General features: G+C 64.3%; 24 protein-coding genes. 19 read left to right on the top strand and 5 right to left on the bottom strand.

Features of this window, described 5'->3' with window-relative positions; all coding sequences use genetic code 11:
- Positions 1-247 precede the first annotated feature (247 nt).
- The 3 genes from ACR2TX_RS00220 to ACR2TX_RS00210 all read right to left on the bottom strand — a co-directional run bounded on the left by ACR2TX_RS00220 (position 248) and on the right by ACR2TX_RS00210 (position 3,185).
- Positions 248-1,204 carry an IS5 family transposase gene (locus ACR2TX_RS00220; protein WP_077732841.1) on the bottom strand — a complete coding sequence of 319 codons (957 nt, stop codon included), beginning with the start codon at positions 1,202-1,204 and terminating at the stop codon, positions 248-250.
- A gap of 315 nt (positions 1,205-1,519) precedes the next feature.
- Complete coding sequence (locus ACR2TX_RS00215; protein WP_086132976.1) at positions 1,520-2,728, bottom strand: DUF1173 domain-containing protein; 1,209 nt, start codon at positions 2,726-2,728, stop codon at positions 1,520-1,522.
- A 7-nt stretch (positions 2,729-2,735) separates the two neighbouring features.
- Positions 2,736-3,185 carry a hypothetical protein gene (locus ACR2TX_RS00210; protein ID WP_139840978.1) on the bottom strand — a complete coding sequence of 150 codons (450 nt, stop codon included), beginning with the start codon at positions 3,183-3,185 and terminating at the stop codon, positions 2,736-2,738.
- Between the two features lie 129 nt (positions 3,186-3,314).
- On the opposite strand from ACR2TX_RS00210, the gene mobH reads away from it, so the two are divergent.
- From mobH to ACR2TX_RS00190, 4 genes are read left to right on the top strand one after another with little or no spacing between them, the layout of a single operon-like run.
- Positions 3,315-5,669 carry a MobH family relaxase gene (gene mobH / locus ACR2TX_RS00205; protein WP_086132978.1) on the top strand — a complete coding sequence of 785 codons (2,355 nt, stop codon included), beginning with the start codon at positions 3,315-3,317 and terminating at the stop codon, positions 5,667-5,669.
- On the top strand, positions 5,666-7,489 hold the full coding sequence (gene traD / locus ACR2TX_RS00200; RefSeq protein ID WP_086132979.1) for a conjugative transfer system coupling protein TraD: 1,824 nt from the start codon (positions 5,666-5,668) through the stop codon (positions 7,487-7,489). Before mobH ends, traD begins: the two co-directional genes overlap by 4 nt.
- Positions 7,490-7,954 carry a hypothetical protein gene (locus ACR2TX_RS00195; RefSeq protein WP_086132980.1) on the top strand — a complete coding sequence of 155 codons (465 nt, stop codon included), beginning with the start codon at positions 7,490-7,492 and terminating at the stop codon, positions 7,952-7,954.
- A 3-nt stretch (positions 7,955-7,957) separates the two neighbouring features.
- Positions 7,958-8,590 carry a DUF4400 domain-containing protein gene (locus ACR2TX_RS00190; protein WP_086132981.1) on the top strand — a complete coding sequence of 211 codons (633 nt, stop codon included), beginning with the start codon at positions 7,958-7,960 and terminating at the stop codon, positions 8,588-8,590.
- A gap of 139 nt (positions 8,591-8,729) precedes the next feature.
- On the opposite strand, the gene ACR2TX_RS00185 is transcribed toward ACR2TX_RS00190, so the two are convergent.
- Positions 8,730-9,680, bottom strand: coding sequence for an IS1595 family transposase (locus ACR2TX_RS00185; protein ID WP_086134595.1), 951 nt, complete (start codon positions 9,678-9,680; stop codon positions 8,730-8,732).
- Between the two features lie 105 nt (positions 9,681-9,785).
- Here ACR2TX_RS00185 and ACR2TX_RS00180 point away from each other — a divergent pair, with 105 nt between their 5' ends.
- Positions 9,786-10,433, top strand: a complete 648-nt coding sequence (locus tag ACR2TX_RS00180; protein WP_086133877.1) for a hypothetical protein — start codon at positions 9,786-9,788, stop codon at positions 10,431-10,433.
- A 66-nt stretch (positions 10,434-10,499) separates the two neighbouring features.
- Here the strand turns inward: ACR2TX_RS00180 and ACR2TX_RS00175 are convergent, their stop codons facing one another.
- The gene (locus tag ACR2TX_RS00175; RefSeq protein WP_086133876.1) at positions 10,500-10,880 is read right to left on the bottom strand and encodes a YbjQ family protein; all 381 of its coding nucleotides are present in this window, start codon (positions 10,878-10,880) and stop codon (positions 10,500-10,502) included.
- Positions 10,881-11,034: 154 nt separating this feature from the next.
- Between ACR2TX_RS00175 and traL the strand changes: the two genes are divergently transcribed.
- The 14 genes from traL (at position 11,035) to ACR2TX_RS00105 (ending at position 22,632) form a co-directional block, all read left to right on the top strand.
- Positions 11,035-11,316: a type IV conjugative transfer system protein TraL gene (gene traL, locus ACR2TX_RS00170; protein WP_026608641.1), complete on the top strand. Its 282-nt coding sequence runs from the start codon at positions 11,035-11,037 to the stop codon at positions 11,314-11,316.
- Complete coding sequence (locus tag ACR2TX_RS00165; protein WP_086133875.1) at positions 11,313-11,918, top strand: TraE/TraK family type IV conjugative transfer system protein; 606 nt, start codon at positions 11,313-11,315, stop codon at positions 11,916-11,918. The genes traL and ACR2TX_RS00165 overlap by 4 nt, the downstream gene beginning before the upstream one ends.
- Positions 11,915-12,823 carry a TraK domain-containing protein gene (locus ACR2TX_RS00160; RefSeq protein ID WP_086133874.1) on the top strand — a complete coding sequence of 303 codons (909 nt, stop codon included), beginning with the start codon at positions 11,915-11,917 and terminating at the stop codon, positions 12,821-12,823. Before ACR2TX_RS00165 ends, ACR2TX_RS00160 begins: the two co-directional genes overlap by 4 nt.
- Positions 12,820-14,130 (top strand): TrbI/VirB10 family protein, encoded by a 1,311-nt coding sequence (locus ACR2TX_RS00155; RefSeq protein WP_086133873.1) that lies wholly within the window; start codon positions 12,820-12,822, stop codon positions 14,128-14,130. Before ACR2TX_RS00160 ends, ACR2TX_RS00155 begins: the two co-directional genes overlap by 4 nt.
- Positions 14,131-14,189: 59 nt before the next feature.
- Entirely contained in the window at positions 14,190-14,765 is a 576-nt protein-coding gene (locus ACR2TX_RS00150) for a hypothetical protein (RefSeq protein ID WP_086133872.1), read from the top strand.
- Positions 14,766-14,949: 184 nt separating this feature from the next.
- On the top strand, positions 14,950-15,750 hold the full coding sequence (locus tag ACR2TX_RS00145) for a DsbC family protein (RefSeq protein WP_434129747.1): 801 nt from the start codon (positions 14,950-14,952) through the stop codon (positions 15,748-15,750).
- Positions 15,747-16,253 (top strand): TraV family lipoprotein, encoded by a 507-nt coding sequence (locus ACR2TX_RS00140; RefSeq protein WP_086133870.1) that lies wholly within the window; start codon positions 15,747-15,749, stop codon positions 16,251-16,253. Before ACR2TX_RS00145 ends, ACR2TX_RS00140 begins: the two co-directional genes overlap by 4 nt.
- 188 nt (positions 16,254-16,441) lie before the next feature.
- Entirely contained in the window at positions 16,442-16,873 is a 432-nt protein-coding gene (locus ACR2TX_RS00135) for a TrbC/VirB2 family protein (RefSeq protein WP_240506892.1), read from the top strand.
- An 88-nt stretch (positions 16,874-16,961) separates the two neighbouring features.
- Positions 16,962-17,147, top strand: a complete 186-nt coding sequence (locus ACR2TX_RS00130) for an RRXRR domain-containing protein (RefSeq protein WP_086133869.1) — start codon at positions 16,962-16,964, stop codon at positions 17,145-17,147.
- Positions 17,144-19,552: a type IV secretion system protein TraC gene (traC, locus tag ACR2TX_RS00125; RefSeq protein WP_086133868.1), complete on the top strand. Its 2,409-nt coding sequence runs from the start codon at positions 17,144-17,146 to the stop codon at positions 19,550-19,552. Before ACR2TX_RS00130 ends, traC begins: the two co-directional genes overlap by 4 nt.
- On the top strand, positions 19,542-19,859 hold the full coding sequence (locus ACR2TX_RS00120) for a hypothetical protein (protein ID WP_086133867.1): 318 nt from the start codon (positions 19,542-19,544) through the stop codon (positions 19,857-19,859). The genes traC and ACR2TX_RS00120 overlap by 11 nt, the downstream gene beginning before the upstream one ends.
- Positions 19,840-20,388, top strand: coding sequence for a signal peptidase I (lepB, locus tag ACR2TX_RS00115; protein ID WP_086133866.1), 549 nt, complete (start codon positions 19,840-19,842; stop codon positions 20,386-20,388). The genes ACR2TX_RS00120 and lepB overlap by 20 nt, the downstream gene beginning before the upstream one ends.
- Complete coding sequence (locus ACR2TX_RS00110; RefSeq protein WP_086133865.1) at positions 20,375-21,559, top strand: TrbC family F-type conjugative pilus assembly protein; 1,185 nt, start codon at positions 20,375-20,377, stop codon at positions 21,557-21,559. The genes lepB and ACR2TX_RS00110 overlap by 14 nt, the downstream gene beginning before the upstream one ends.
- Positions 21,556-22,632 (top strand): TraU family protein, encoded by a 1,077-nt coding sequence (locus ACR2TX_RS00105; protein WP_086133864.1) that lies wholly within the window; start codon positions 21,556-21,558, stop codon positions 22,630-22,632. The genes ACR2TX_RS00110 and ACR2TX_RS00105 overlap by 4 nt, the downstream gene beginning before the upstream one ends.
- Positions 22,633-22,635 lie beyond the last annotated feature (3 nt).

Genomic DNA, 22,635 nt, shown 5'->3' with positions numbered 1-22,635 from the left:
CGGCGGTGCGGCTTCCAGCTTCAGGGCGCCACCAGGGGCGACAGTGAAGAGACCTTCTCCGAAGTGCGATGCAGCTATTCATTTCCTTAAGGAAGCTCTGAATAAGTGCGTTTTATTGGTGGCTCCGATAAACCGGCCGGGGCTGCCAGCCGAAAAAGGTCGTTTTTCCCTCCCCAATTGGCGCCCGCCATCGGCGCTCTTTCCGCCCCTCGCCCCCGGTTTTCCGGGACGATGCACGGATTGATCCCTAGGCTGCCATCAACTCCTCCCGCACCTGGTAGAGATTGCCGAGGGCAAACAGCAGGTAGAGTTGCTGCCCGTTTTTGAAGAGTCCCCGGTACCGGACCTTGGTATAGCCGAATTGGCGTTTGACGATCCGGAATGGGTGTTCGACCACCGCCCGCAGCGCGGCCAGCATGCGGTTGTGAAGCACTTGTTCCGCAGGCAAGTCCTCGCCCTTCTTACGCTTGAAGGGAAATGCCCAGACCGGCTCGCCCTCCTGGCGTTCGACCTCCAGATTGCGGTCCTTGCGGGTATAGGCCCGATCGCCCAGGACGACCCGCTCCTCGCCGTGCAACAGGGCATCGGTCATGACCCCGTCCGCCACCTTGGCGGTGGTGACTTCCACCGTGTGCACCAAGCCTGAATCAGCATCCACGCCGATGTGCGCCTTCATGCCAAAGTGGTAATTGTTACCCTTCTTGGTCGAACTCATCTCGCCATCCCGCTTCCGCTCGCGGTTCTTCGTGGACGGCGGGGCGGCGATCAGGGTGGCATCCACGATGGTCCCTTGACGCAACAATAAGCCCTTTTCCGCCAATAGGGCCGCCGTTTCATCGAATAGGGTTTGCGCCATCTGATGGGTTTCCAACAGGCGCCGGAACTTGAGGATCGTGGTTTCATCCGGCATGGCGTCCTCGCCCGCATCCAGCCCGGCAAACTCGCGCAGCATCGGAATGTCGTGCAGCGCCTCTTCCATCGCCGGATCGGAGTAGCCGAACCAGTGCTGCATCAGGTGGATGCGCAACATCGTCTCCAAAGGAAAGGGACGCCTGCCCCGGCCGGCCGTCGGGTAGTACGGTGCAATTCGGCTCGTCCACAACGCCCAAGGAATCACCTGCTCCATGTCCTGGAGAAATTTCTGACGCTTGGTCAGCTTCGGTTTCTTCACAAACACGGTGGCACTGAGTCCGAGTTGCTTCATCTGGGGTCGACCTGTCGAAAATTGGACGTTGGGCGTTATTTTATCGGGGCCAGGGACTTATTCAGAGCTTCCTTAAACAGATACTGGCCAATAGACCAATGCCCGTCGCCGATGTTGAGTGTTTGAGCCATGCTGCTGGCATTACATGGAGAACGGTGGAAGATGCCAAGAAGGAACTCGGCGTTCGGTCTGCGCAGAGGCCCGGATGCGTTGGGCACTCCTGGGCATAGCCAACATCACCTGAACCAGCGAACCCAACAGTCACGCGGGGTGCTGACCCCTTGGGGGAAAATGGCGGCTAGTGAACGTGAAAGATCAATCCGCTGGTGGTATCTCTGGCATTGCTTCGCCGCCTGCACGCCACACCCAGGCTTCGAGTCTGCTTTCCGCTATAAGCGAATCGAGGGCAGCGTCATAGTCCTCACCCGCCTCTGGCTGAACGATGTATAGGGCGATGGGCAGGGGTTGTGTGTCCAACAACACCACGCTCGCCAAAGGCTGGTCGTCCGACAGGCTGTATCGCAGTCCCTTCAGGAAAGAGCGCCCGGACTGTGTAAGACGGTCGATCAGCGCCTGCTCGTAGAGGTGCTCGAAGGGCAGCCAGTTTTCGTTGACGACCATGAGGGCCGCGGCATCCAGGGACGCCACGCCGGTCGGACCGACACCGAAGGTCCCGATCACTACCAGATGGGCGTTGTCGACGGCGTCCCATAAGGCAAACTCGCCGGCAAAGCGTTTGCGCAGGCGGTTATGAAGTCCGTCATCCATCGTGATCGGGAAATCGGGCAGGTGCTTGACCACCAACTTGTGCCCGCAGCGCGAGCGCGCGATTTCCTTGACCTCGCCGATCAGGAGCAGCAGTCGCTGCGCGTGGCTTTCACCCATTGAGATCTGACTCAGCCGAGCCATCCGGCGCTGCGCGATATCCTCCATACGTTCCCTGGAAAAAGGTTCCGGGACATACAGCACATCGGCGAGCGGCACGCCCTTTACGGCCTTGTCCTCGGCTGCCTGCAGGAGGAACTTGTGGATCACGTGCCAGGAGCGTTTACCGGCCATCGCGGGCGACCAGCGATGAAAGCCGGCCTGTTCCCAGAGATAATGCAGACTGCCGCGCAATGTCAGCTTGTTGCCATTGGTGCGCACGCTATCGGATTCCCTGCGGGGCGACGATGTCCCGGTGGGTCTGCCCCTTCCCTTGGACAGGGCGAAATCGAATCGGAGGGTCGTGACCCCATCCTGAATATTCTCCTGGATGGCCGAACCGATCAATGGCCCCAACCCGGAGAGTTCGGCCGAGGGCTCGTAGGCGTCGCACGTCGGGGCATGGTCGGCCCCGGTGTTGGGCATCCGTTTGATCACATGGCGTCCATTGATTCGGGCAACGTACATCTCGACGCCCGGATCGCGGCACAGACACAAGGGACGCTGTTTCGTCCCGTGGACGCTCGCCAGGAGGGTTTCAAGGCGAGGGTCGTCGTGGGAAATGATATGGTCACCGATGCGGAAGGTGAGATGGCCCATGCGGCGATCATTTGTACACGCTGGCGGTATAGCACTGTCCTCGCAACCAGGACGGCATGTCGGTCGCGGCGACGATGTCGCGTTCACGCGCGGTCATGTCGAGGCCATGCCGGCAGGCCTTGCGCCAGGCCCGCTCGATCTCGTCGGCGCCGTAGCCATCGGACAGGGGGAAGACGGCGACACCACGATCGGCCGTATCGGATAATGCCTCAGGGTGGTAAAGCGGCGGCGGCTCCTTCTGCGTAACGACATGTTCGAGCGCGGACGCCCTAAGCGCCGCCCCGCCGAGGCCTCCGTCTCGCCAGGACGTGCCGAGACGCCACGGCGGATCGCGTGTCGCATCGGCCATGACGGCATCGATGACGGATTCGGCCACCTCGGGCGGGACGGACGTTGTGGCGCAGGCGGCCAGATTGCTGGAAACGAGCAAGCACAGAATGAGTTTTCGCGATAGCATGGCAATCGGTCACCGTAGACGTTGACGCCCAGCATAAAGCGTCCGAACGGTCCCGGCGTTGCACAAAATCCGCGAATCGCCCGTTTTGTGTACGTCCGATCGAGGCCGCTTCTGGCATGATCAAATGCCATGTCATTCATGGAGCATCTCAAACGTTGGGCGAATCGGCCGCAGGCCACCCCGGCGCCCGGTCAGGCGGATGACGATATTCCGCGCTATCCACCGTTCGCCAAAGGCCTGCCGGCGGCGTCTGTTGACCGGGTCCTGGCGACGCAGACCGAGTTGATCGGGCAGATCCGTCATACCCTGGCGCTGACCGGCAACCTCTTCACCGCGATCGCGGAACCCGTGATTGCGCGCTACGCCGCCTTTACCCACCTTTTGCCCGCCTCGGAGACCCACCATCATCGCGGCGCCGGCGGGCTGTTCCGCCATGGCCTCGAAGTGGCGCACTGGGCCGCGTTGGCCTCGGAGGGCGTTCTGTTCGCCCCGGGCGCGACGCCTCGCGAGCGCAAGGCGCAGGAACCGCGCTGGCGGCTTGCGGTCTGCCTCGCAGGGCTACTGCACGACATCGGAAAACCGGTCTCCGATCTGTCCGTCCTGGATCGGGAAGGCCGCACGTCCTGGAATCCCTATATCGAGCACCTCACCGACTGGGCCGACAAAAACGGCGTGGATCGCTATTTCCTGCGCTGGCGCGAAAAACGCCACCAGCGCCATGAACAGTTCTCCGTGCTGGTTACCGAGCGGGTGCTGACCCCGGAATGCATCACCTTTCTCACGCGGACCGGTCCCGACATCATGCAGGCGATGCTCGAAGCCATCGCGGGCATCGATCGGGGCAGCACGTTTTACCGGTTGGTGGCCGAGGCTGACCGGAAGAGCGTCGAACGCGACCTCAAGGCGAATTACCTCCAAGTTGATGCCTCGCTCGGCGTGCCGGTGGAAAAATACCTGCTCGACGCCATGCGCCGCCTGGTCCGATCCGGACGCTGGCAGGCAAACGAGAAGGGCGCCAGGGTCTGGCGCTTCCCGGAGGGCGTGCACCTCGTCTGGCGTCCCGGCGCGCGGGAGATCGTCGATACCCTGGCCAAGGACCAGATCCCCGGCATCCCCCGTGACGAGGACACCCTGGCGGACATCCTGATCGAACGGGGACTCGCCATACCGCGAACGTTGCCCGACGGCACCCGGTGCCGGTACTGGCGCGTGAAACCGGATGATCTGGAGGTCACGCTGACCCTGTTGCAGCTCGCGTCACCGGAGCTGATCTACATGGGTGAACCGCCGATCGTGGTTGGCGGGCAGATCGTGAAGGAAAGCGATGACCCTGCGGTCACCGGACCGACACGGGACAGGGACGGGCCTGAGGATGTGCCGGACCGGGGTTCGCCCCGTCCACCGCTACGGACCGAGGACACTCCCCGCGCGATCCCTCTGGATCGGTCCCCGGCAGCCCCGGCGACAACGCCCCCGTCGGTCCGTGGACGGGAACGCCCGACCGCGAACGGGAAACCGCCGGTGCGCCATCGGCCACCCGAAGACCCTGGGGTGGGTGAACCGCTCCAGGTCATCGACGCGTCGGGAACGGCCCTCCAGGTCGATACGCAGACCGGCGAGATCGTCCGGCCGCCGCCCCAGACCGCGACAATTGAACGGCATGCGCCAAAAGCGCCGGCCGCGGTATCGATCAGGACGGCGCGCGATCCGGGCGAAGAGAACCGGACGGACGCGGCCCGTCGCTGGCTCGCGGCGCGAGGGGAGGGGGGCGAGCTGCTCATCCGGCTGGCCGAGGAGGTGATCATGGCGGGAGGCTGGACGATCGGCATCGACCTGCCGGACGTCGACGGCAAACTTCTGCTTCCGTTTCCGGCGAGCGCCCAGAAGCTCGGCCTGGAGCCGGCGACCTTTCTCATCCGCCTGGCGGATGCGGGGTGGGTGCTTACCGATCCCTTGGCCCCGCTGCGCCGGGTGCGTGACATCAAGGGGGTGCGCGGACTGCTGCTGGCGGCGGAGCCGAGCGAAGCCTTGCGGGCGATCGCCATCCGCACCGACAAGACGCCTGGCAGGCCGCCGTCTACCCAGCCGCTGTCAACGGAGGTCGCGTCGGTTCAGCCGAAGGCGGGCAAGGCCGAAGCGCCGGCAGCGGGATGTCGGGACGGAGCCACGAGGGTGGATCCGCCGAAACGCCAACCATTCCACGCGTCGGCCCCGTCGACCGAACCCGGCAACCCCGCGCCGGATCCCGCTACCCTGGCTGACGAACTCGTCACCCGCATCCGGGGTCGCGAGGGACTGCCGGTTTCGGTCGTCGAAGAGAACGGTTGGCTGGTCGCGCCGGCCACCGTTCTGGACTGGTTCGTCCAGCAGCATCCCGGCGTCACGCTGACCGGCTTGTCCCGTGCGCTGTTCCGGCGGGACGATTGCCGGCTCGAGGGGACGACCCGGAGCGGGACTGTGAAGGTCAAGCGAGACGCCTCGTGAGCTCGGATTACGATTACCAGGCCCCCTGGCGACCGATCTTCGAGGTCATCGCGATCTGCGGCTGGCTCGGCGGCGCCGGTCTCGCCTATGGAACGTTCCTGTGGTCCGACTTGCCGGCCGAGCCGTTCTACGCGCTGATCGGCGTGTCTTTCGGAATGACTTTGTGGCGCGCCCCGTCAGCCATCGGGCTGTGGCGTCGCAAGCGGCGCCTGATCCGATCCCGTCTCACCTACTGGCAAGCCACACGCCTGAAGCGCTGGGTCGGCCGTCATCCCGGCCAGCTTTGGCTGGGATGGGGGTTCGACTGGGGCCAAAGGCACGCCCAGCTGGCCCACGAAATTCTGAAACGAGATCTATCCGAGCTCATTCCCGTCCGCCAGGACCGCATGGGCGCACCGTGGATTCACGGGCTGGAAGCGCGCGAACACCCGGTGATCCAGCCGCTCCCGCACACGGCCGGGCACACGCTGATCGTCGGCACCACCGGCGCCGGCAAGACCCGAGCCTTCGACGTGCTGGTCACGCAAGCAGTGCTGCGCGGCGAAGCCGTCATCATCATCGACCCCAAGGGCGACAAGGATCTCAAGCGCTCGGCCGAAACCGCCTGCCGGCTGGCGGGGCGTCCGGACCGCTTGGTGTATTTTCATCCGGCCTTTCCCGAGGACAGCGTGCGTCTCGATCCCCTGCACAACTTCAACCGGCCGTCCGAGGTGGCCAGCCGCATTTCCGCCATCTCGCCCGGCGAAACCACCAACGATCCGTTCAAAGCGTTCGGCCAGAAATCCCTGGACAATGTCATTCAGGGCTTGATGGTGATCGAGGAGCGGCCCACCCTGGTGAAGCTGCGCCGCTATCTGGAAGGCGGTCCGGCCTTCCTGGTCGTTCAGGCGCTGGAGCGCCATTACGACCGGTGTCTCGGCGATTGGCGGAGCGACGCGAAGCCGTTCATGAAGGCGGCGCGGGACACCGAGGGCAAGGCCCAGGGATTGGTCCGGTTTTACCGGGAGAACGTCCAGCGGACTCACCCGAACAGCGATCTCGAGGGGCTGATTTCGCTGTTCGAGCACGACCGCACCCACTTCAGCAAGATGGTGGCCTCCCTCCTGCCGATCATGAACATGCTGACCTCGGGACCCTTGGGTCCCTTGCTGTCGCCGGATCCCGAGGATGTGGACGATCCCCGCCCGATCACCGACATGGCGCGGATCATCGAAAACGCCCAAGTGGCTTACATTGGCCTCGATTCCCTGTCGGACGGGTTGGTGGGGAGCGCCATCGGCTCGATCCTGTTGGCGGAACTCGCGGCGGTGGCCGGCGACCGCTACAACTACGGCGTCTCGGACCGGCCAGTCAACGTGTTCGTCGACGAGGCGGCCGAAGTGATCAACGACCCCTTCATCCAGGTCTTGAACAAGGGACGTGGCGCCAAGATCCGGCTCTTCATCGCCACCCAGACCTTCGCCGATTTCGCCGCGCGCACGGGATCGGAAGCCAAGGCCCGGCAGGTGCTCGGCAACGTCAACAACCTGATCGTCCTGCGGGTGCTCGACGGCGAGACCCAGCAGTACATTACCGACAACCTGCCGAAGACGCGGCTCAAGTACGTGATGCGCACCCAGGGCGTCTCGACCCATGCCAGCAACCCGACCGTCTTTTCCGGCAACATCGGGGAGCGACTGATGGAAGAGGAAGGCGATCTCTTTCCGCCTCAGCTCTTGGGGCAACTCCCCGACCTCCACTATATCGCCAAACTGTCGGGCGGACGCATCGTCAAGGGGCGGCTGCCCATCCTGTTGACCACACCCAAGGAGAATCATTGAATGCCGAAGCAACGGGCCGTAAGTCGATCGCCCAGTTGGACCGCCTGGCTCAATCGGCGCCGGAACAAGACCCGGATCCATTTGCTGGACGCGGACTGGCCGGGCCTCAGGCAGAGTGGCGAGCGCATCGCCGAATGCCTCGACCGGAACATCGACGATCCGGAAGGTGCCGCCATCGCCCTCGACCGCGTGCTGGCTGCCGCGTGGACGGCGTATCTGAAAGCCCGAAATCAACGATCCAGTACGGACCATGACCGCCTGATCGCCTTCGTCCAGACCGTGTGTGAAGCGCTCCGCGCCGTGATTCCGTCCGAAGCGGACGACGTCGCGTTGATTCAAAGCTTTCTGCCGGAAGCCTACGGCTGGATTCTCAAGCTGCCGGGCGCGGAACCGCTGTCGGGCACGGCCCCGGTCATCGAAGGCTTCGGCGATGAACCGCCCGGTACGAAGCGGACGATGCACTGACTGATGACGCGCAATATTTTCCTCAGTATTCTGATCTGGTTGCTCGAAATCGTGCTGGTGGCGGCCCTCATTTCCGAACAGTGGACACGGTCGATCCAGGCGACGGAGGAGCGGATGCTGCTCGATTATTTCGGGGCCGAGAAGGCGACGGAGCTTCGGAAGACCGCCATGGACGGGTTCGAAGCGCTTTTCGTTCGCACCGGGATTCGGGATAGCGTGTATGGGTATTTCATTCCGACCGAGGGCGAGCGGCAACGGTCGAGAGGTTTCGAGGATGTCGGCCGCTACGATTTGTTTCCGTTTCTCCAGGGCCGCCTGGACGTGCTGTTCGAGAGCCTTTACCAGATGATTCATCGGGCGGTGGTGACGGCCGCCTGGTTGCCGTTTCTCGGTGTCGCGGTGGTTCCGTTCGCGATCGACGGGCTGGTCCGGCGCAAGATCCGGCAGACGAACTTCGCCTATTCGAGTCCCGTCGCGCACCGCTACAGCCTGTATGTCATTCTGGGCATAGCCTATTTGCTGCTCGTGGTCTGGACGCTGCCGGTGCCCGTCCCGCCGCAGTCCATCCCTATTGGATTGTTCGTGGTGGCGTGTGCGCTGAACGTGTTGCTGACCAACACGCAGAAGCGGATTTAAGGCCTTGTCGGCCTTTCCAGTTTGATTGGCCACAGCGACCCGAAAGCAACCACTGGCGGGTGCCACAGTTTAGCCAGAAACGGAAGCACAAGATCCGATCCACGACCGTCTCATGAAACAGAGACAACGACTTTCCTGATTAGCGATGAACTTCAGCCAAGCGAATTTGCCACTCGGGTCGAGGCTTAGCGAACGCCGCGGCGCGCGCCAGCCGTTGAAGCAGGGTTTTGAGATTGAAACGCCGATTGAAGCGGTATTGGAACTCGGCCAGGTACCGCTGGGCGTATTTCTCGAATTTGAACGCGTGATAGGTGCCGGAAATGGCTGTCTTCAGGTTGCTCAACAGCGTATTTACCCAATGGAACTCCGGATGTTGCGCCGACTGCCGCCCAGAGCCCAGGATCAGGCGATGATGGCAAGCGACGACCTGGTGCAGCCTCCGAAACCCGCTCAGGCCATCGGTGAGTGCGTAGGTCGACGGGGCCAAGGCGCGTTTGGCCCAGACCGCGATAGCCTGCTGCGTGAACGGCAGGGGATCGACGCGCAGGAACAACGGACGCCCGTCGTCCGTGGTTTGTACCGCCATCACAAAGGCCAACTTGTTTTCGGAGCCACGCCCCGGTTTCCCCGGCCGCTCACCGCCCAGGTAGGCATCGTCGATCTCGACCCGCCCGGCCAGCTGCCGATCCGTTTCCCGTTCCGCCATCACCTGGATCAACTTGTGCTTCACCAGCCATGCCGTGCGATAACACACCCCGAGATGGCGCATCAGTTCCAGTGCCGAGACATTGTTCTTGGCCTGGGTCAGGAGATACATGGCCAGAAACCAGGTGGTCAGCGGCAGCTTGGTCGCTTGGAAGATCGTCCCGGCGATCAGCGTCGTTTGGCTCCGGCAGTGTCCGCATTGCCAGTATTTCCGCCCGGTCCGTTCGAACACCGTGTGGCGCGCGCCGCCGCAGACCGGACAGCGGAAACCGTCCGGCCAGCGCAGGGCCTCCAGTGCCGCTTCGCACTGCGCTTCACTGCCGTATTGCGTCAGAAACTCGGCCAACGACAAACCCTTTTGAAATTGCACCCGGTTCATAGGCATGGGACACCCCCTTCGTGATGGATGCCCATAGTCTAAGGACCCTAGTGGCTCACTATGTGAGCCTGTACTGAACTTCGTCGCTAATCAGGACGACTTTTACGCCACTTGTGGTTCACGCTGCCCCTGATCACGCTGTCGGGTTGCGCGAGCGACATCTACCTTCGGCCGCACGCCGACGCCACCGCGCGCACCTACGCCGAATGCCGGGAGCGTGCCGATGTGCTCTACGCAAAAGTATCGCGGTATCCAACACCACACGCTTTTCCTTTCTTCCCTTTTGGCGTAATGGGACGCTATCTCGGCAGCCAGATGACCGACGGCGATCTCGACATTACGGCGGTCGCCCAGTTACCGTGTTTTCGACAGAATCCACCGTATGGCGTCGAGATCGGACCGAGAATTCAAAAACAAATTGAACGCGAGCGCCGGTATCTCTATCCCCACGAATACGCTGCATTTCAACAGGTTTGCGGCAGCAGCGGGAGCTTGGTCGATTGCCCGGTCTATCGCATGCTGATGGAAGGGTGCCGGGGCGATCTCGGCCATTGCGGCCGGATGGCCGGCGATCAGGGTCGATTTAGTGGCAGTCGCAGCCGAAGCGCTGGGCGCAAGGCGTTTAACGAGTGGCTGCAAGGCGTTATCCGGTCTCAAGCGGAACGGCGCGGCTATATGCCATCGTCGACAGGTGCGCCAAGCCCCCTGAGTGTTCCGCCAAACCAACCGGATGCGCGCGAGCCTCAGCCGATTCGTTGAGCGGCGCTGCCACTGGGACGCCTTGGCTTCGGGCAGCAAGGATCGCAACCGCTTGCCGCAGCACACTCAACCACTGCCGATCCGGAATCCATTCCCACCGTCTCCGTCGGACACCTTCTCCGCGACGACCCGAACCGCCGTGCCCGAAACCCCGACCAGGGCCATGCCGCCTTTCTGCTTGAAATCGATGTACTCGTAGTCGATCGCGACACCGATGACGGCGTTGGCGCCGGCGGCCCCCGCTCGCTCGACCATCTGTAACAGCGCCCGTTCGCGGGCTTCCTCCAAACCTTTCTCATACCCCCGGCTCCGTCCGCCCCAAACGTTCCGGAATGCGGCGAAGAGATCGCGGACGACGTCCATACCTTCCACGGCAACGCCGGACACGACGCCGAGATGCTCAGTGATTCGGAAACCCACGAGGGCCGGGGTGGTGGCGACGATCATGAAGAGCTTCTCCGACGGAAACGACGTGAGTCGATTATGACCGCGAAAAAAGCGTCCGACGCTGCACAAAGTTCTGATTTCGGCGATTTAATGCAACGCCGCTGCGGTTCAGTTTCGCCAGAATAGGGCCATCCGATTCGAAAGGAGGTCCTCCGTGGAACCCGTCTCGCTCCCGAAATACATCGACGACCCCATTCATCTCATCTTGTGGCCGGCCGACGAAATGGCCGCGTTCGTCACCTGCCTGATCGGCGGCATGCTGATCGGGCAACTAATCCTCGCTGTGGCGATCGGCGTGATGGCGGTCAAGTTCTACCGCCGCTTTCGCGACAACCGGCCGGACGGTTATCCCCTGCATGCCGCCTACTGGCTGGGCCTGCTGCCGAGCCGGGCGGTCACCATCCCGAATCCGTTCATCCGGAGGTATCTGCCGTGAGATTGTCGGACTTCCTGAAAACCTGGCACGGCATCGAAGCCGAGAACCGCTTTGGCCGCCTCGTCATCCTGGGGCTGCTCGCGATCGGCGTGATCACCTCGCTGGCCGCCTGGCGTACCGAACGCAGCATCGTGCTCGTGCCGCCGACGCTCACGCACGAGGTGGACATCACCCGCTCGAAGGCCTCCGGCGAGTACAAGGAAGCCTGGGGACTGTATCTTGCCGAGCTGCTCGGCAATGTGACGCCGGCGACAGCCGACTTTCTGAAAGAAGCCATCGAGCCGATTCTGGCCCCAAGCATCTACCGCACCGTGCTCGACGCCATGGCCGAGCAGATCAAGGCGATCCAGATGGACCGGGTGACGATCAGCTTTCGGCCGCGCCAGGTGTTGTTCGAGGAAGAGACCAACAAGGTGTTCGTCTCCGGCGAACTGACTAGCCAGGGACCGAATAGCCATCCGGACGTCCGTCGGCGCACCTACGAATTCGTGCTCAGCATCAAGAACTACCGGCCTCGGCTGGACTACATCGACGTCTACCCGGACGAGCCGAAGACCCTGCAACGCTTGAAAGCGACGTCGAACACAGAGGGCAAGTCATGAGCGCCAAGACGCGAAACCTAAACCGCCTCGCGTTCGCCCTCCTGGCGAGCCTGTCCCTGCCGCTCCGCGCCGAACCGGACCCCGCCCAGGCGGTGGAGCTCCTGCCGGTATCGGCAAGGGCGCTGCAAGACGCCGTCGGCCATGCCGGGGACGCTGACACGGCGACGCTGACGCCGGAGACCGTGCTAGTGTCGCCCGGCGTCAATGAATTGCTGCCGGTCGCGCTCGGCCATCTGAACCGGATCGTCACGCCGTTCGAGCACCCGGTGGTGACGACCGTCAGCACGGCGCAGACCCAGACCAAGGGCCGGATCGTGTATGTCGCGCCCGCCGACGAGGCGCCGGTGACCCTCTATCTGACGCCGGGCGACAACCAGGATTTCGCGCTGTCGCTGACCCTGATCCCGAAACGGATCCCCGCCCGGGAAATCCGTCTCAGCCTCGCCCCGGCATCGTACAAGAAGCTGGGCAAGCTGCAGCGCCAAGCGCAATCCGGGGTCGGGCCAGCAGGACCCGATCAGCCGGCGTATGTGGCCCAGCTGAAAGCGATCTTTCGCGAACTGGGGCTGCAACGGACGCCGCGCGGCTTCGACCTGCGGGAGCCGGACCTCTCGGAAGCGATCCGGTGCGGCCAGCCGGCGCTCACGACCCGTACCGGGCAGGCCCTGGAAGGCCACGATATGGTGATCCTGGTCGGCGTCGCCACCAACGGCGGACGCGAAACGATCGAGATCGACGAGCGGACATGCGCCGATCTCGACGGCGACGTTCTGGCGGTGGCTGCCTGGCCCAAGGTGGTCCTCGCGCCCGGTGAGGCCACCGAACTGTATATCGCGCGACGGCGGGCACCCGATGAGGAAACCACGGCGCGGCCCTCTCTGCTGACGGACGGAGCCCACCAATGAACGGCGTCGTGCGGAGTTGGTGGGCGGCCTTGACGCCTACGGCCAAACGCAACCTTTCGGTCGCGGGGTTCGCTTCCGCCGGGCTGGCCGGTGTGGTGGGACTCGCCCTGCTGGCGCCCGAGGTGGCCCAGCCGGTCAACAAACAGGCGGTGGTCAAGCATATCCTCACCGACACCGATCCCCGCGCCCTGGGCCTCGACGGGCTGGCCGCGCAGTTGCGGGAGCAGTCGCGGCAGTTTGCGGAATTCCGCCAAAAACTCCAGACCATCGAGGAGCAGCAGAAATCCCAGCGTCTGTCCGACGAGGAGCGGTTCAAGCGCTACACGACCGCGGAGCGCCAAGCCTATGAAGAGCGGATGAAAGCGCTCGCCGCCGAGGTCGATGCCCTCCGCAACCCGCCGGGAAGCGCCGAAGGCACGGCTTCGGAAAAACGGCCCCAGCGGCCGGCCCGTCCGAGCCGGGGTCCGGGCGATCGCGACGATCTCAATGCCGTGTTCGAGCAGGCGTCGCGCGCGCCGGCGGGACCCGCGTACGGCGCCGGGGCGTCCACCGGACGGCCGGCCCAGAATGCGCCGGCCGCGCCGCTCCAGATCCGGGTGATCAAGGACGATACCCTAGCGACCGCCTCCAACGCCCTGCCGACGCCCTCCGTTCAGCATCCGCCGGTGTTCATCCCCGCCGGCAGCATTCTGAGCGGCGTGCTCCTCAACGGCATGGATGCGCCGACCGGACGGAAGGCGCAGAAGCAGCCGATGCCGGTTCTGGTACGGGTGAAGCAGGAGGCCATTCTGCCGAACCGCTTCCGGGCCGACGTTCGGGAGTGCTTTCTGGTGTCGGCGGGCTACGGCGACCTCAGCGCCGAGCGCGCCTACATCCGGAGCGAAACCTTTTCCTGCGTCCGCGACGACGGCGGCGTGATCGAAGTGCCGCTCGACGCCTACGCCACCGGCGAGGACGGCAAGACCGGCATCCGCGGGCGCGTAGTCGAAAAGCGCGGCCAGCTTCTGGCCAACGCCCTGGCCGCGGGATTCCTGAGGGGCTTTTCCGACGCCTTCGGCCGCAATCAGATCCCGGTCATTTTGACCGGGGGCGCGGGTTTGGCCGGGGGCGCCGCCCCGTTCCAGCGCGCCTTCAGCCAGCAGGCGATGGAAGGCGGGGCGCTCCGGGGCGCGGGCTACGCGATGGACCGGCTGGCGCACTACTACATGGATCTGGCCGAGAACCTGTTTCCGGTCATCGAGGTCGACGCTAGCCGCAAGGTCAGCTTCATCGTGCAGAAAGGCACGACTTTGAAGCTGAATCATTGAGTTGAGTCGCCGCCGACCCCGAAAGCCGTTTTGGCTAAACAAACACGGAGTATCCATGCATGTACAACTTCAAACGCTGGGCGCTGACCACCATGCTAGCGGTCGTCGCCGTTCTGATGTTCTCGTTTTTTTGGAGGGCTGATCGCGGGTGGCTGGATCTGTTGACCATCTCAGCATTGACGGCGGCGGCCAGCGTGGGCCTCAACTATTGGCTGGATCAGCAGAGCGCGGTCTATGCCCGACGCATTGCCGCCGGCAACACCCTGACCTGGGACGTGTTGATGAACGGCGTGAAGATCGGCACCGTGACCGATGCGCAGTACGCCGCGATGCAGCGGTCCGCTTTCCGAGACTACCGAAACGCGGTGGCGCAGTTGCTTAACTTCGGTCACATGGTCTTGGTCGCGCTCGGCAAGCTGGTCATCGTGGTGCCTGGTCTGGCGTTCTGGATGGCAGCCGGCACGGCGCTTTCCCCACCGGAATCGTCCGTCGAGATCGTGCGGGAGGTTCACAAAGCCGATCCGGCCACGATCGCCTCGGCTATGCGCTCGCTTCTAGACGCTGCCGTCGCGGTGTCGGTAATAGTCATCCCCATGACGGCCATCATGGGGTTCCGCTTCGGCTTCAGGAACTAATATTCGGCAGCCGTCGCACGGATGCTGCGCATGCACTGCGGCACACCGGCCGAAGGGGACATTCATCTGTACCGTATGGTTTTGGGTGCCGAATTGCCGAACCAAAGTGCGTGTTTTGGCCATTTTTTGCAGCGCCGGGACAGCCGCAACCCGTTAATCTGACGCCAACAACGAGGATTTGCTCATGACTTCGACATCCCTCCGATCGACCCTGTCTCTTCTTCCGGTGCTCGGCGCTCTGAGCGGGCCGGCGGCCGCCGGCGACGGTCTGCCGATGACGGCGGCCTTGCCGGCGGTGGACCTCCTGAATGTCAAGATCGACGGCCTGAAGGCGTTGCCCATCTCGGGGCTCCAGATGGTCAAATCCGGCGACCGGACGTTCTTTCTGTCGCCGAACGGCCGGTTCGTGTTCCAAGGCACCGTCACCGACGTGTGGAACCAGGTCAAGATCGAGACCCTGGAGGATGTGGACCGGATCGCGAACCGCATCGATCTCGCCCGGATGAAACTGAAGCTCGACGATCTGGGACCCGTGACCTACGGCACCGGCCGGGAACAGGCGGTGGTGTTCGTCGATCCGCGCTGCCCGTACTGCGCCAAGGTGCAGCATCAGATGGAGGCCCTCATGGACCGTTACACGTTCCAGCTGGTTTCCGTGCCGGTCCTGGGGGCGGAATCGCAAAGCCTGGTGGTCAGACTCGGTTGCCTCCTGCAAACCGGGGCCAGGGATCAGGCACGCGATGCGCTGATGCATCAGCGCTACGACGGGATTCCGGCCGAGGTAGGCCCGGACTGCGATCGCACGCCGATGCAGAAAGCATTGGTAACGGCGCACCTGTTCGGGATCGACGCGGTACCGTTCCTGATCGCGCCGGACGGGCGCACGTTCAAGGGAGCGCCGGACGACCTGGCCGGTTGGCTGGCCGGGGAGGCGGCCGCGCGCGTTGAACGGGCCTTACCGAACGTCAAAGGGGGCCGCTCATGAGACGGCTCGCACTCGTCGCCATCGCGGTGGCGCTGAGCGGTTGCGCCGCCAAGTATGGCTGCAAGGGCATGCCGAACGATCCCGTCTGTCTGTCCACCACCGACGCCTATAAGGCCTCGAACCATTCGGTTTCGCCGCCGTCATCGGCCGATGCCCGAAAGAAAGGAAAGGAAGTGCGTGCCGCGCCCGCCGACGTGGCTCCGGCGCGATGGGCGCGGGCTCCGTACCCGAAGATCGACGACCCGACGCCGATCCGGACCCCGTCCCGCGTCATGCGGGTCTGGATCGCTCCGTGGGAGGACGCCGAGGGCGATCTGATGGTGTCGAGCTACATCTACACGGAACTCGAGTCGCGCCGCTGGATGATCGGCCCGGCGGCGCCGGCGGTCGCGCCGTCGCTGGCTCCCCTTCAGGTCGAACAGCGCCCGACGGAAACGTCGCCGCGAAAATCTGCGGCGGGCACCGGCGTCTTCGTACCTTCGGCCGATACCGACGACGACTAGGCGAACAACACCAGCGCCTCGGTTCAGGGTTTAAGTGACCTGAACCGGGGGGCCGAGGCCTGCGGGCAACCGCGCAAGCCACCGGGGTCACACACGCTCCGAGGACCGGCGGGCAACCGCCTCACCGACCGGGAAGCGATTCCCGAGGATCGGCGGGCAACCGCCTTTCGATATCCACGGAGTTACTTATGAACGTCATGTGCAATCGAATGCTGTGCATTCGAAAGAAGGTGTCGGGCTGGATCGGGAAGCTGTTCGGAGGATCCAAGCCCAAAACGGTTCGCGACCCGATCCAGGGGTTCCGGCCGAGCGCCACGCCGCCTCGGCGACACACGACCACGGTGGCGCTACTGACCCTCGTCGCCCCGTTCCTCGTCCTCCTCGCGCCCGAGGCCATGGCCGGGGCCGGCGGCGCCGAGTTCAACGACATCTACGCCACTCTGACCGGCTGGGTCTCCGGCATTCTCGGCCGGGTCATCGCGATCTGCTTCGTCATCGTCGGTCTGGTGGCCGGGGTGGTTCGCGGCAGCATCATGGGATTCGTCATGGGCGTGGCGAGCGGCGTCGGCCTGTTCGCGACCCCGACTATCATCGACAACATCGTGACGGCGGTCATTTAAACCGTCAGGAGGTGCATTGCTGAAAACGGCTCCGGCGCGCGCTTGAGCGTGCGCCGGGCCCTTCGAGAACGCGACAGGATCGAATCGTATGTCCACGGTACAGGTCATCGACCGGAACGGACAGCCGTTAAAGCCGTGCCATCCGGCGCGTGCCCGTCAGTTGGTGAAAGGAAACCGGGCCAGGGTGGTTGCCCTCAAGCCCTATACGATCCAGCTGACATCGCCGCCGTCCACGCGTGACAACGGCCACCATATGCCAACGGAGACGCCATGAAAATTCCCAAAGTCCACCGGGTGGATGAGCTCTTCACCACCCTGGCCTACGATCCCGACGAGAAACTGTTTCTCCACGCGGATCAGTCCTTGAGTTTCGGATTCCTCTGCCGGCCCCTGACCGGCGCCGACCCGAATCTGCCGTCCCGCGTCAATGTTCTGCTGAACCAGGATTGGCCCACCGATACGCTCCTCCAGGTCAGTCTCTGGACCTCGCCCGACATCGAGGAGTCCCTCGCGGTGATGAAGGCACGCCGTCTCCGGCAGACGCAAGCGACCTATCAGGCCATGACCGAGGCCGCCGTCGAGTTTCTCCGGAACGGAACCGAGGTCCCGCCGGAAACGGTGTCCGGCGCGCGCCTTCGCCGCACCCAGGTGATCGTCGCCGTCAAGCTCCCCATCGTGGCCCCCAGGCCGAGCCGGCAGGATCTGGCCCGCGCGGCGGAACTCAGGATGGCGACGGAACAGTCGCTTGCGACCATCGGCCTCCTACCCGAGGCGCTCGGCAACGATCTCTACGTCCGGACGCTCTCGACGATCCTCAATTGGGGCGACCGGGCCGGCTGGAAGGACCGGATCATCCCCGAGTGCGATATCCGGCAACTCATCCGCGATCAATTGTTCGACTACGACACCGACCTCCGCACGGACGAGCGGGGTCTCTGGCTCGGGCGGAAAAGGGTCAAGATGCTGTCTGTCAAACGGACCCCCGATCAGATGTATTTCGGCGGCGCCAAGAGCTATTTGGGCGACCTCCTGTCGGGCACGCGCGGCATCCGGCAAAACGTGCTGATCACGGTCACGCTGCACTATCCGGATGCGGAAAGCACCCGCGCGCGGCTCGAGAGCGTCCGCCAATTCATCACCAATCAGGCCGCGACACCGATCGCTCGGTTTCTACCGGTGCTGCAACAGCGGAAGCAAAACTTCGACATTCTGTTCGAGGCCTTCGCCGACGGCGACCGGCCGATCCGCGCCTATTTCGGCCTCGCGCTCTTTTGCAATGAGGCCGAGGAGGCGCAGGCGGTGTCCAATGCGCGGGTGTACTTTCGGGAGCTGGGCTTCCAATTGCTGGAGGACAAGTATTTCGCCTTGCCGTTGTTTCTGAACTGCCTGCCGTTCGGCGCCGAGCGCGCGGCGATCGCTTCGCTCCAACGCTACCGGACGCTGGCGACCCGCCACGCCATTCCGCTTTTGCCCCTGTTCGGCGATTGGCAGGGCACCGGGACGCCCACCCTCAATTTCATCTCCCGGAACGGGGAGCAGATGAGCGTGTCGCTGTTCGACACCACCGGCAACTACAACCTCTGCATCGCTGCGGAATCGGGCAAGGGCAAGTCGTTCCTGACCAACGAGATCATCGCCAATTATCTCGCCGAAGGCGCCCAGGTCTGGGTCATCGACGTCGGCCGGTCCTACGAGAACCTGGCCGAAATGCTCGACGGCGATTTCATCCAGTTCACGCACGAGGCCGTGATCGGCCTGAATCCGTTCCCGCTCATCCAGAATTGGGCGGAAGAGGCGGACATGGTCGCGGGCCTCGTCACGGCGATGGCGGCGCCCACCGAAAAGCTGACCGACTTCCAGACCGCGAGTCTCAAGCGCGTGCTCAAGGATCTCTGGACCGAAAAGGGCCGGGCGATGAGCGTGGACGACGTGGCGGACCGTCTCTGCGCGGAGACCGACCAGCGCGTCGTCGACATCGGGATGCAGCTGTTCCCGTTCACGGCCCATGGCGAGTACGGCCGCTATTTCAACGGACCCAACACCGCCCGGTTTCGGAACGATTTCACCGTGCTGGAACTGGAGGAGCTCAAGGGCCGGAAACACTTGCAGCAGGTGGTCCTCCTGCAGCTCATTTATCAGATCCAGCAGACGATGTTCTTGGGCGAGCGCGCCCGGCCGAAGATCGTCATCATCGACGAGGCCTGGGACCTCCTGACCGAGGGGGACGTTTCCAAGTTCATGGAGCACGGCTACCGGCGGTTCCGGAAATACGGCGGCGCCGCGATCACCATCACCCAGTCCGTCAACGACCTGTACCGGAATCCCGCGGGACGGGCCATCGTCGAGAATTCGGCCAACATGTACCTCTTGGGTCAAAAGGCGGAGGTCATCGACCAATTGAGGCAGGACCGCCGCCTGCCGTTGAGCGAGGGCGGCTATGAACTCCTGAAGACGGTGCACACGCTGCCGGGCGCCTATTCGGAGATCTTCTTTCTCACCGAAATGGGCTCCGGCATTGGCCGGCTGATCGTCGATCCCTTCAAGCGCATCCTGTTCTCCACCAAGCCGCAGGACGTGCAGGCGCTCCGCGAATACCGGCGCCAGGGGCTGAACCTCGACGACGCCATCCGCCGGGTCCTCGAAGCGCGGGACACGCGGGAGCACGCCCATGCCGCGTAAGGTTACCTGGATGCTGGCGATGGTCGTGATCGCCGCCGTGTGCGGCGCGCTGGCCGGCACCCTGACCGTGCGCCAGGCGCTCACCGAACCGCTGGAGCGCCTGGCGCTGACCACCCCGGTTTTCGTCCTCGACCGCGCGGCCGTCATCAAGTCGCTTCCGCCGTCGGCTTCCGAAGCCGAGATTCACCGTACCGTCGCCGCCTTGCGCGAGCAAGCCTCGCGCCTGGAAGCCGCCGGTTACCTCATCATCGACGCCACCGCCGTTCTGGCCGCCCCGGAGGACTTATATGTTCGACCAACGAACTGACGCTTTACCGCTTCACACCGCACCCGCGCGCCGGCGCGTGCCGTTACGCGCCTTCCTGGGACGGGCGCTGCCGCTGCTCGCGCTGATTCTTGCGGCCGAGTATTACCTGGGGCACCGGTTCCGCCTTGGCATCGACGCGCAAAAGGATACCTGCCTCGAGGGCGCTAGGATCGTTCTGATCGACACCTACGATCGGGACATCTGGCGCGGGGATCTGGTCGCGTTCCGCGCCGAGCGCATGGCGCCCTATTTCGAGGACGGGCGCACCATCGTCAAGCGTGTGGCGGGCGTCAGCGGCGATCGGGTTCGCGTGGATGAGTTTCATACGATGGTGAACGGCGCGGAGATCGCACGGGGGTTGCCCCACTCGGAAAAGCTTCAGAAGGATCCAGCCGCGTTCCGGCGCGAGGAGACCGTGCCGCCGCGCGCCTATTGGGTGACCGGGACAACCCCGAAGAGCTTCGACTCCCGCTATTGGGGCTACATGTACGACCGTCAGATCATCGGCCGGGCCTATGCGCTGTTTTAAACGCGTCGGGTTTGCCGCGCTGGTTTTCGCCGTATTGCGCCCCGTGGCGGGATGGGCCGAGGAGGACTGGCTGACGCGCTCGCGCGCCATTCTCGAAGCCGCCGGCGAAGCGGAGCGGCCGGCCTGGCTGGACGCTAATCCGCACCGGGACGCGGCCGAACGTCAGGCGCGGGAGACGATGAAGGCTGCGCCGAAGCCGAACCTGCCGGGTCTCGGCACGCCAACGCCCGGCGGGGACGGCCTGTCCGGCCGGCGCACCGTGATCTACGTCTCCGCCGCGATGGGGCATGACGCGCTCAAGGCGCTGTTCGAAGAGGCGGCCGGGCGATCCGATGTGCTGATCGTGTTCCGCGGCCCCCGGCCGGGTCAGAAGATTCCGACCTTCATCGCGGAACTCCGCGACCTCCTGAAGGACCTCGACTCCGCACCGAATGTGGGCCTCGACCCCCACCGCTTTCGAACCCACGGCGTGACTGCGGTCCCGGAAATGATGCTGGAGGAACAGGGGCGGGTGCTCGCCCGTGTCCGGGGCGTCAGCGGGCTCGACTGGTTCCGCCGGCAGCTGGACGCGGGCCGCCGCGGCGACCTTGGCGTCCAGGGGCCGATTGAATCCGTTGCGGAGATCGATCTGATCCAGGAGATGCAGCGCCGCCTGGCGGCGATCGACTGGCAGGACAAGAAGCGCCTCGCGCTGGCGCGCTTCTGGGACCGGGGCCGGTTCGTCGAACTCCCGGAGGCGACGGAGACCCGCGAGCGCAAGGTGGATCTCACCGTGACCGCGCCGCGCGATCTGGTGGCGCCCGACGGCACGGTGATCGTGCGCGCCGGCGACACCGTCAATCCCTTGGAAAAGCGGCCCTTCAGCCTCCGGTTGGTGGTGTTCGACGGGACGCGCCTGGCCCAGATCGAGACGGCACGCCGGCTCGGGCGGGAGGCCCAGGGGAAGCGCGTGCTCTATCTCGCGACGCGCCTTGCGCGGGACGCCGGCGGGACAGCCCTGGCCGAGCTCGAACACCGGCTCGATAGCCCGGTATTCCTGCTCACGCCGGATGTCCGCAACCGTTTTCAGCTGGAGCGGGTGCCTTCGGTAGTGGAAGCGGACGGCAAGATGATCCGCGTGCGGGAGGTTCAGGCCGCGAGTCCGGAAGCGAGAGAAAAGGAGTCCTCATGAAACGGTCCGCTTTCATCCGAAGGCGGGTTAACGCCCTGGGCCTGGCACTGTTGATAACCGGTCTGTCGCTGGCCAAGACCAATGTGTCGGCAGCCGAGGAGGGGGAGGGGAAAGCCTTGGATCCCCTGTGCCCCGACGCGGAAGTCTGGTCCGGCAAGTTGATCACCGACATCTGTTGGGGCTGCCTGTTTCCGATCCGGATTGCGGGCGGGACCTGGGGAGACGGCGAGGTGCCGGACGGCGTCAGCGACAAGATCCTCTGTGCCTGCGATTCGCCGACGGGGATTCCGGAGCTGGGCCTGACCCTGGGACTCTGGAGTCCCGCCCGGCTGATCGAGATCGTGCGGACCCCGTGGTGCGCGCCGTCCCTGGGCGGGGCGAGGCTGAGTGAATCCGATCTCGCGAGTCTCCGGCTCCTCGGAACAGCGGGGCACGCGGAATACGATGTCAGCGAGACCTCCTTTTACAACTATCACTATTACGCCTTTCCTCTCTACATCCTGCTGGACCTGTTCTGGGACGACCGCTGCAACGTGGACGGGTACCGCGATTTCGACCTGCTCTATGTGTCCGAGCTCGATCCCACCTGGAACGACGACGAACTCGCCTTTTTCACCAACCCCGAGGCCGCGCTGTTCGCAAATCCCCTCGCGGTCGCGGCCTGCGCGGCCGACGGCGTCGCGGCCACCGCCGGCCACCCGATCGATGCGATGTTCTGGTGTGCCGGCACCTGGGGTCACATGTACCCCTTATCCGGGGTGGCCTACACCTCGGCCGGCACCGATCCGCGGATTTCCAGCCTGCTCGCGACCCGCGCCACGGCGGCCCTGCATCGGCGCGGGCTGGCGTGGAAGACGGTCGGCAACGACGCCTTGTGCGGCGGCAACATCTACCCGTTCATGCCGAAGAACCAGTACCGGATGAGTCTTTTCTATCCGGTGGCCGAGACGGACCGCACGCACGCGATCGGCGAAAGCACCTTCCGGTGGGGCGTGGGCCGAACCTATCCCGGGCCCGGCGAAGATCATGTCTATCTCCTGTGGCGCTGGCAGGACTGCTGTGCGGGGATCTGAACC

This window comes from Methylocaldum sp. GT1BB (assembly GCF_051027545.1).
Classification (GTDB): domain Bacteria; phylum Pseudomonadota; class Gammaproteobacteria; order Methylococcales; family Methylococcaceae; genus Methylocaldum.
The sequence above is the reverse complement of the archived record's forward strand: the minus strand, read 5'-3'. Positions and strand labels throughout refer to the sequence as shown.

Coding starts and splice junctions, on each gene's coding strand:
- ACR2TX_RS00220 (WP_077732841.1), bottom strand. CDS start 1,204: ATGAAGCAACTCGGACTCAGTGCCACCGTGTTTGTGAAGAAACCGAAG.
- ACR2TX_RS00215 (WP_086132976.1), bottom strand. CDS start 2,728: ATGGGCCATCTCACCTTCCGCATCGGTGACCATATCATTTCCCACGAC.
- ACR2TX_RS00210 (WP_139840978.1), bottom strand. CDS start 3,185: ATGCTATCGCGAAAACTCATTCTGTGCTTGCTCGTTTCCAGCAATCTG.
- mobH (WP_086132978.1), top strand. CDS start 3,315: ATGTCATTCATGGAGCATCTCAAACGTTGGGCGAATCGGCCGCAGGCC.
- ACR2TX_RS00195 (WP_086132980.1), top strand. CDS start 7,490: ATGCCGAAGCAACGGGCCGTAAGTCGATCGCCCAGTTGGACCGCCTGG.
- ACR2TX_RS00190 (WP_086132981.1), top strand. CDS start 7,958: ATGACGCGCAATATTTTCCTCAGTATTCTGATCTGGTTGCTCGAAATC.
- ACR2TX_RS00185 (WP_086134595.1), bottom strand. CDS start 9,680: ATGCCTATGAACCGGGTGCAATTTCAAAAGGGTTTGTCGTTGGCCGAG.
- ACR2TX_RS00175 (WP_086133876.1), bottom strand. CDS start 10,880: ATGATCGTCGCCACCACCCCGGCCCTCGTGGGTTTCCGAATCACTGAG.
- ACR2TX_RS00160 (WP_086133874.1), top strand. CDS start 11,915: ATGAGCGCCAAGACGCGAAACCTAAACCGCCTCGCGTTCGCCCTCCTG.
- ACR2TX_RS00155 (WP_086133873.1), top strand. CDS start 12,820: ATGAACGGCGTCGTGCGGAGTTGGTGGGCGGCCTTGACGCCTACGGCC.
- ACR2TX_RS00150 (WP_086133872.1), top strand. CDS start 14,190: ATGTACAACTTCAAACGCTGGGCGCTGACCACCATGCTAGCGGTCGTC.
- ACR2TX_RS00145 (WP_434129747.1), top strand. CDS start 14,950: ATGACTTCGACATCCCTCCGATCGACCCTGTCTCTTCTTCCGGTGCTC.
- ACR2TX_RS00140 (WP_086133870.1), top strand. CDS start 15,747: ATGAGACGGCTCGCACTCGTCGCCATCGCGGTGGCGCTGAGCGGTTGC.
- ACR2TX_RS00135 (WP_240506892.1), top strand. CDS start 16,442: ATGAACGTCATGTGCAATCGAATGCTGTGCATTCGAAAGAAGGTGTCG.
- ACR2TX_RS00130 (WP_086133869.1), top strand. CDS start 16,962: ATGTCCACGGTACAGGTCATCGACCGGAACGGACAGCCGTTAAAGCCG.
- traC (WP_086133868.1), top strand. CDS start 17,144: ATGAAAATTCCCAAAGTCCACCGGGTGGATGAGCTCTTCACCACCCTG.
- ACR2TX_RS00120 (WP_086133867.1), top strand. CDS start 19,542: ATGCCGCGTAAGGTTACCTGGATGCTGGCGATGGTCGTGATCGCCGCC.
- lepB (WP_086133866.1), top strand. CDS start 19,840: ATGTTCGACCAACGAACTGACGCTTTACCGCTTCACACCGCACCCGCG.
- ACR2TX_RS00110 (WP_086133865.1), top strand. CDS start 20,375: ATGCGCTGTTTTAAACGCGTCGGGTTTGCCGCGCTGGTTTTCGCCGTA.
- ACR2TX_RS00105 (WP_086133864.1), top strand. CDS start 21,556: ATGAAACGGTCCGCTTTCATCCGAAGGCGGGTTAACGCCCTGGGCCTG.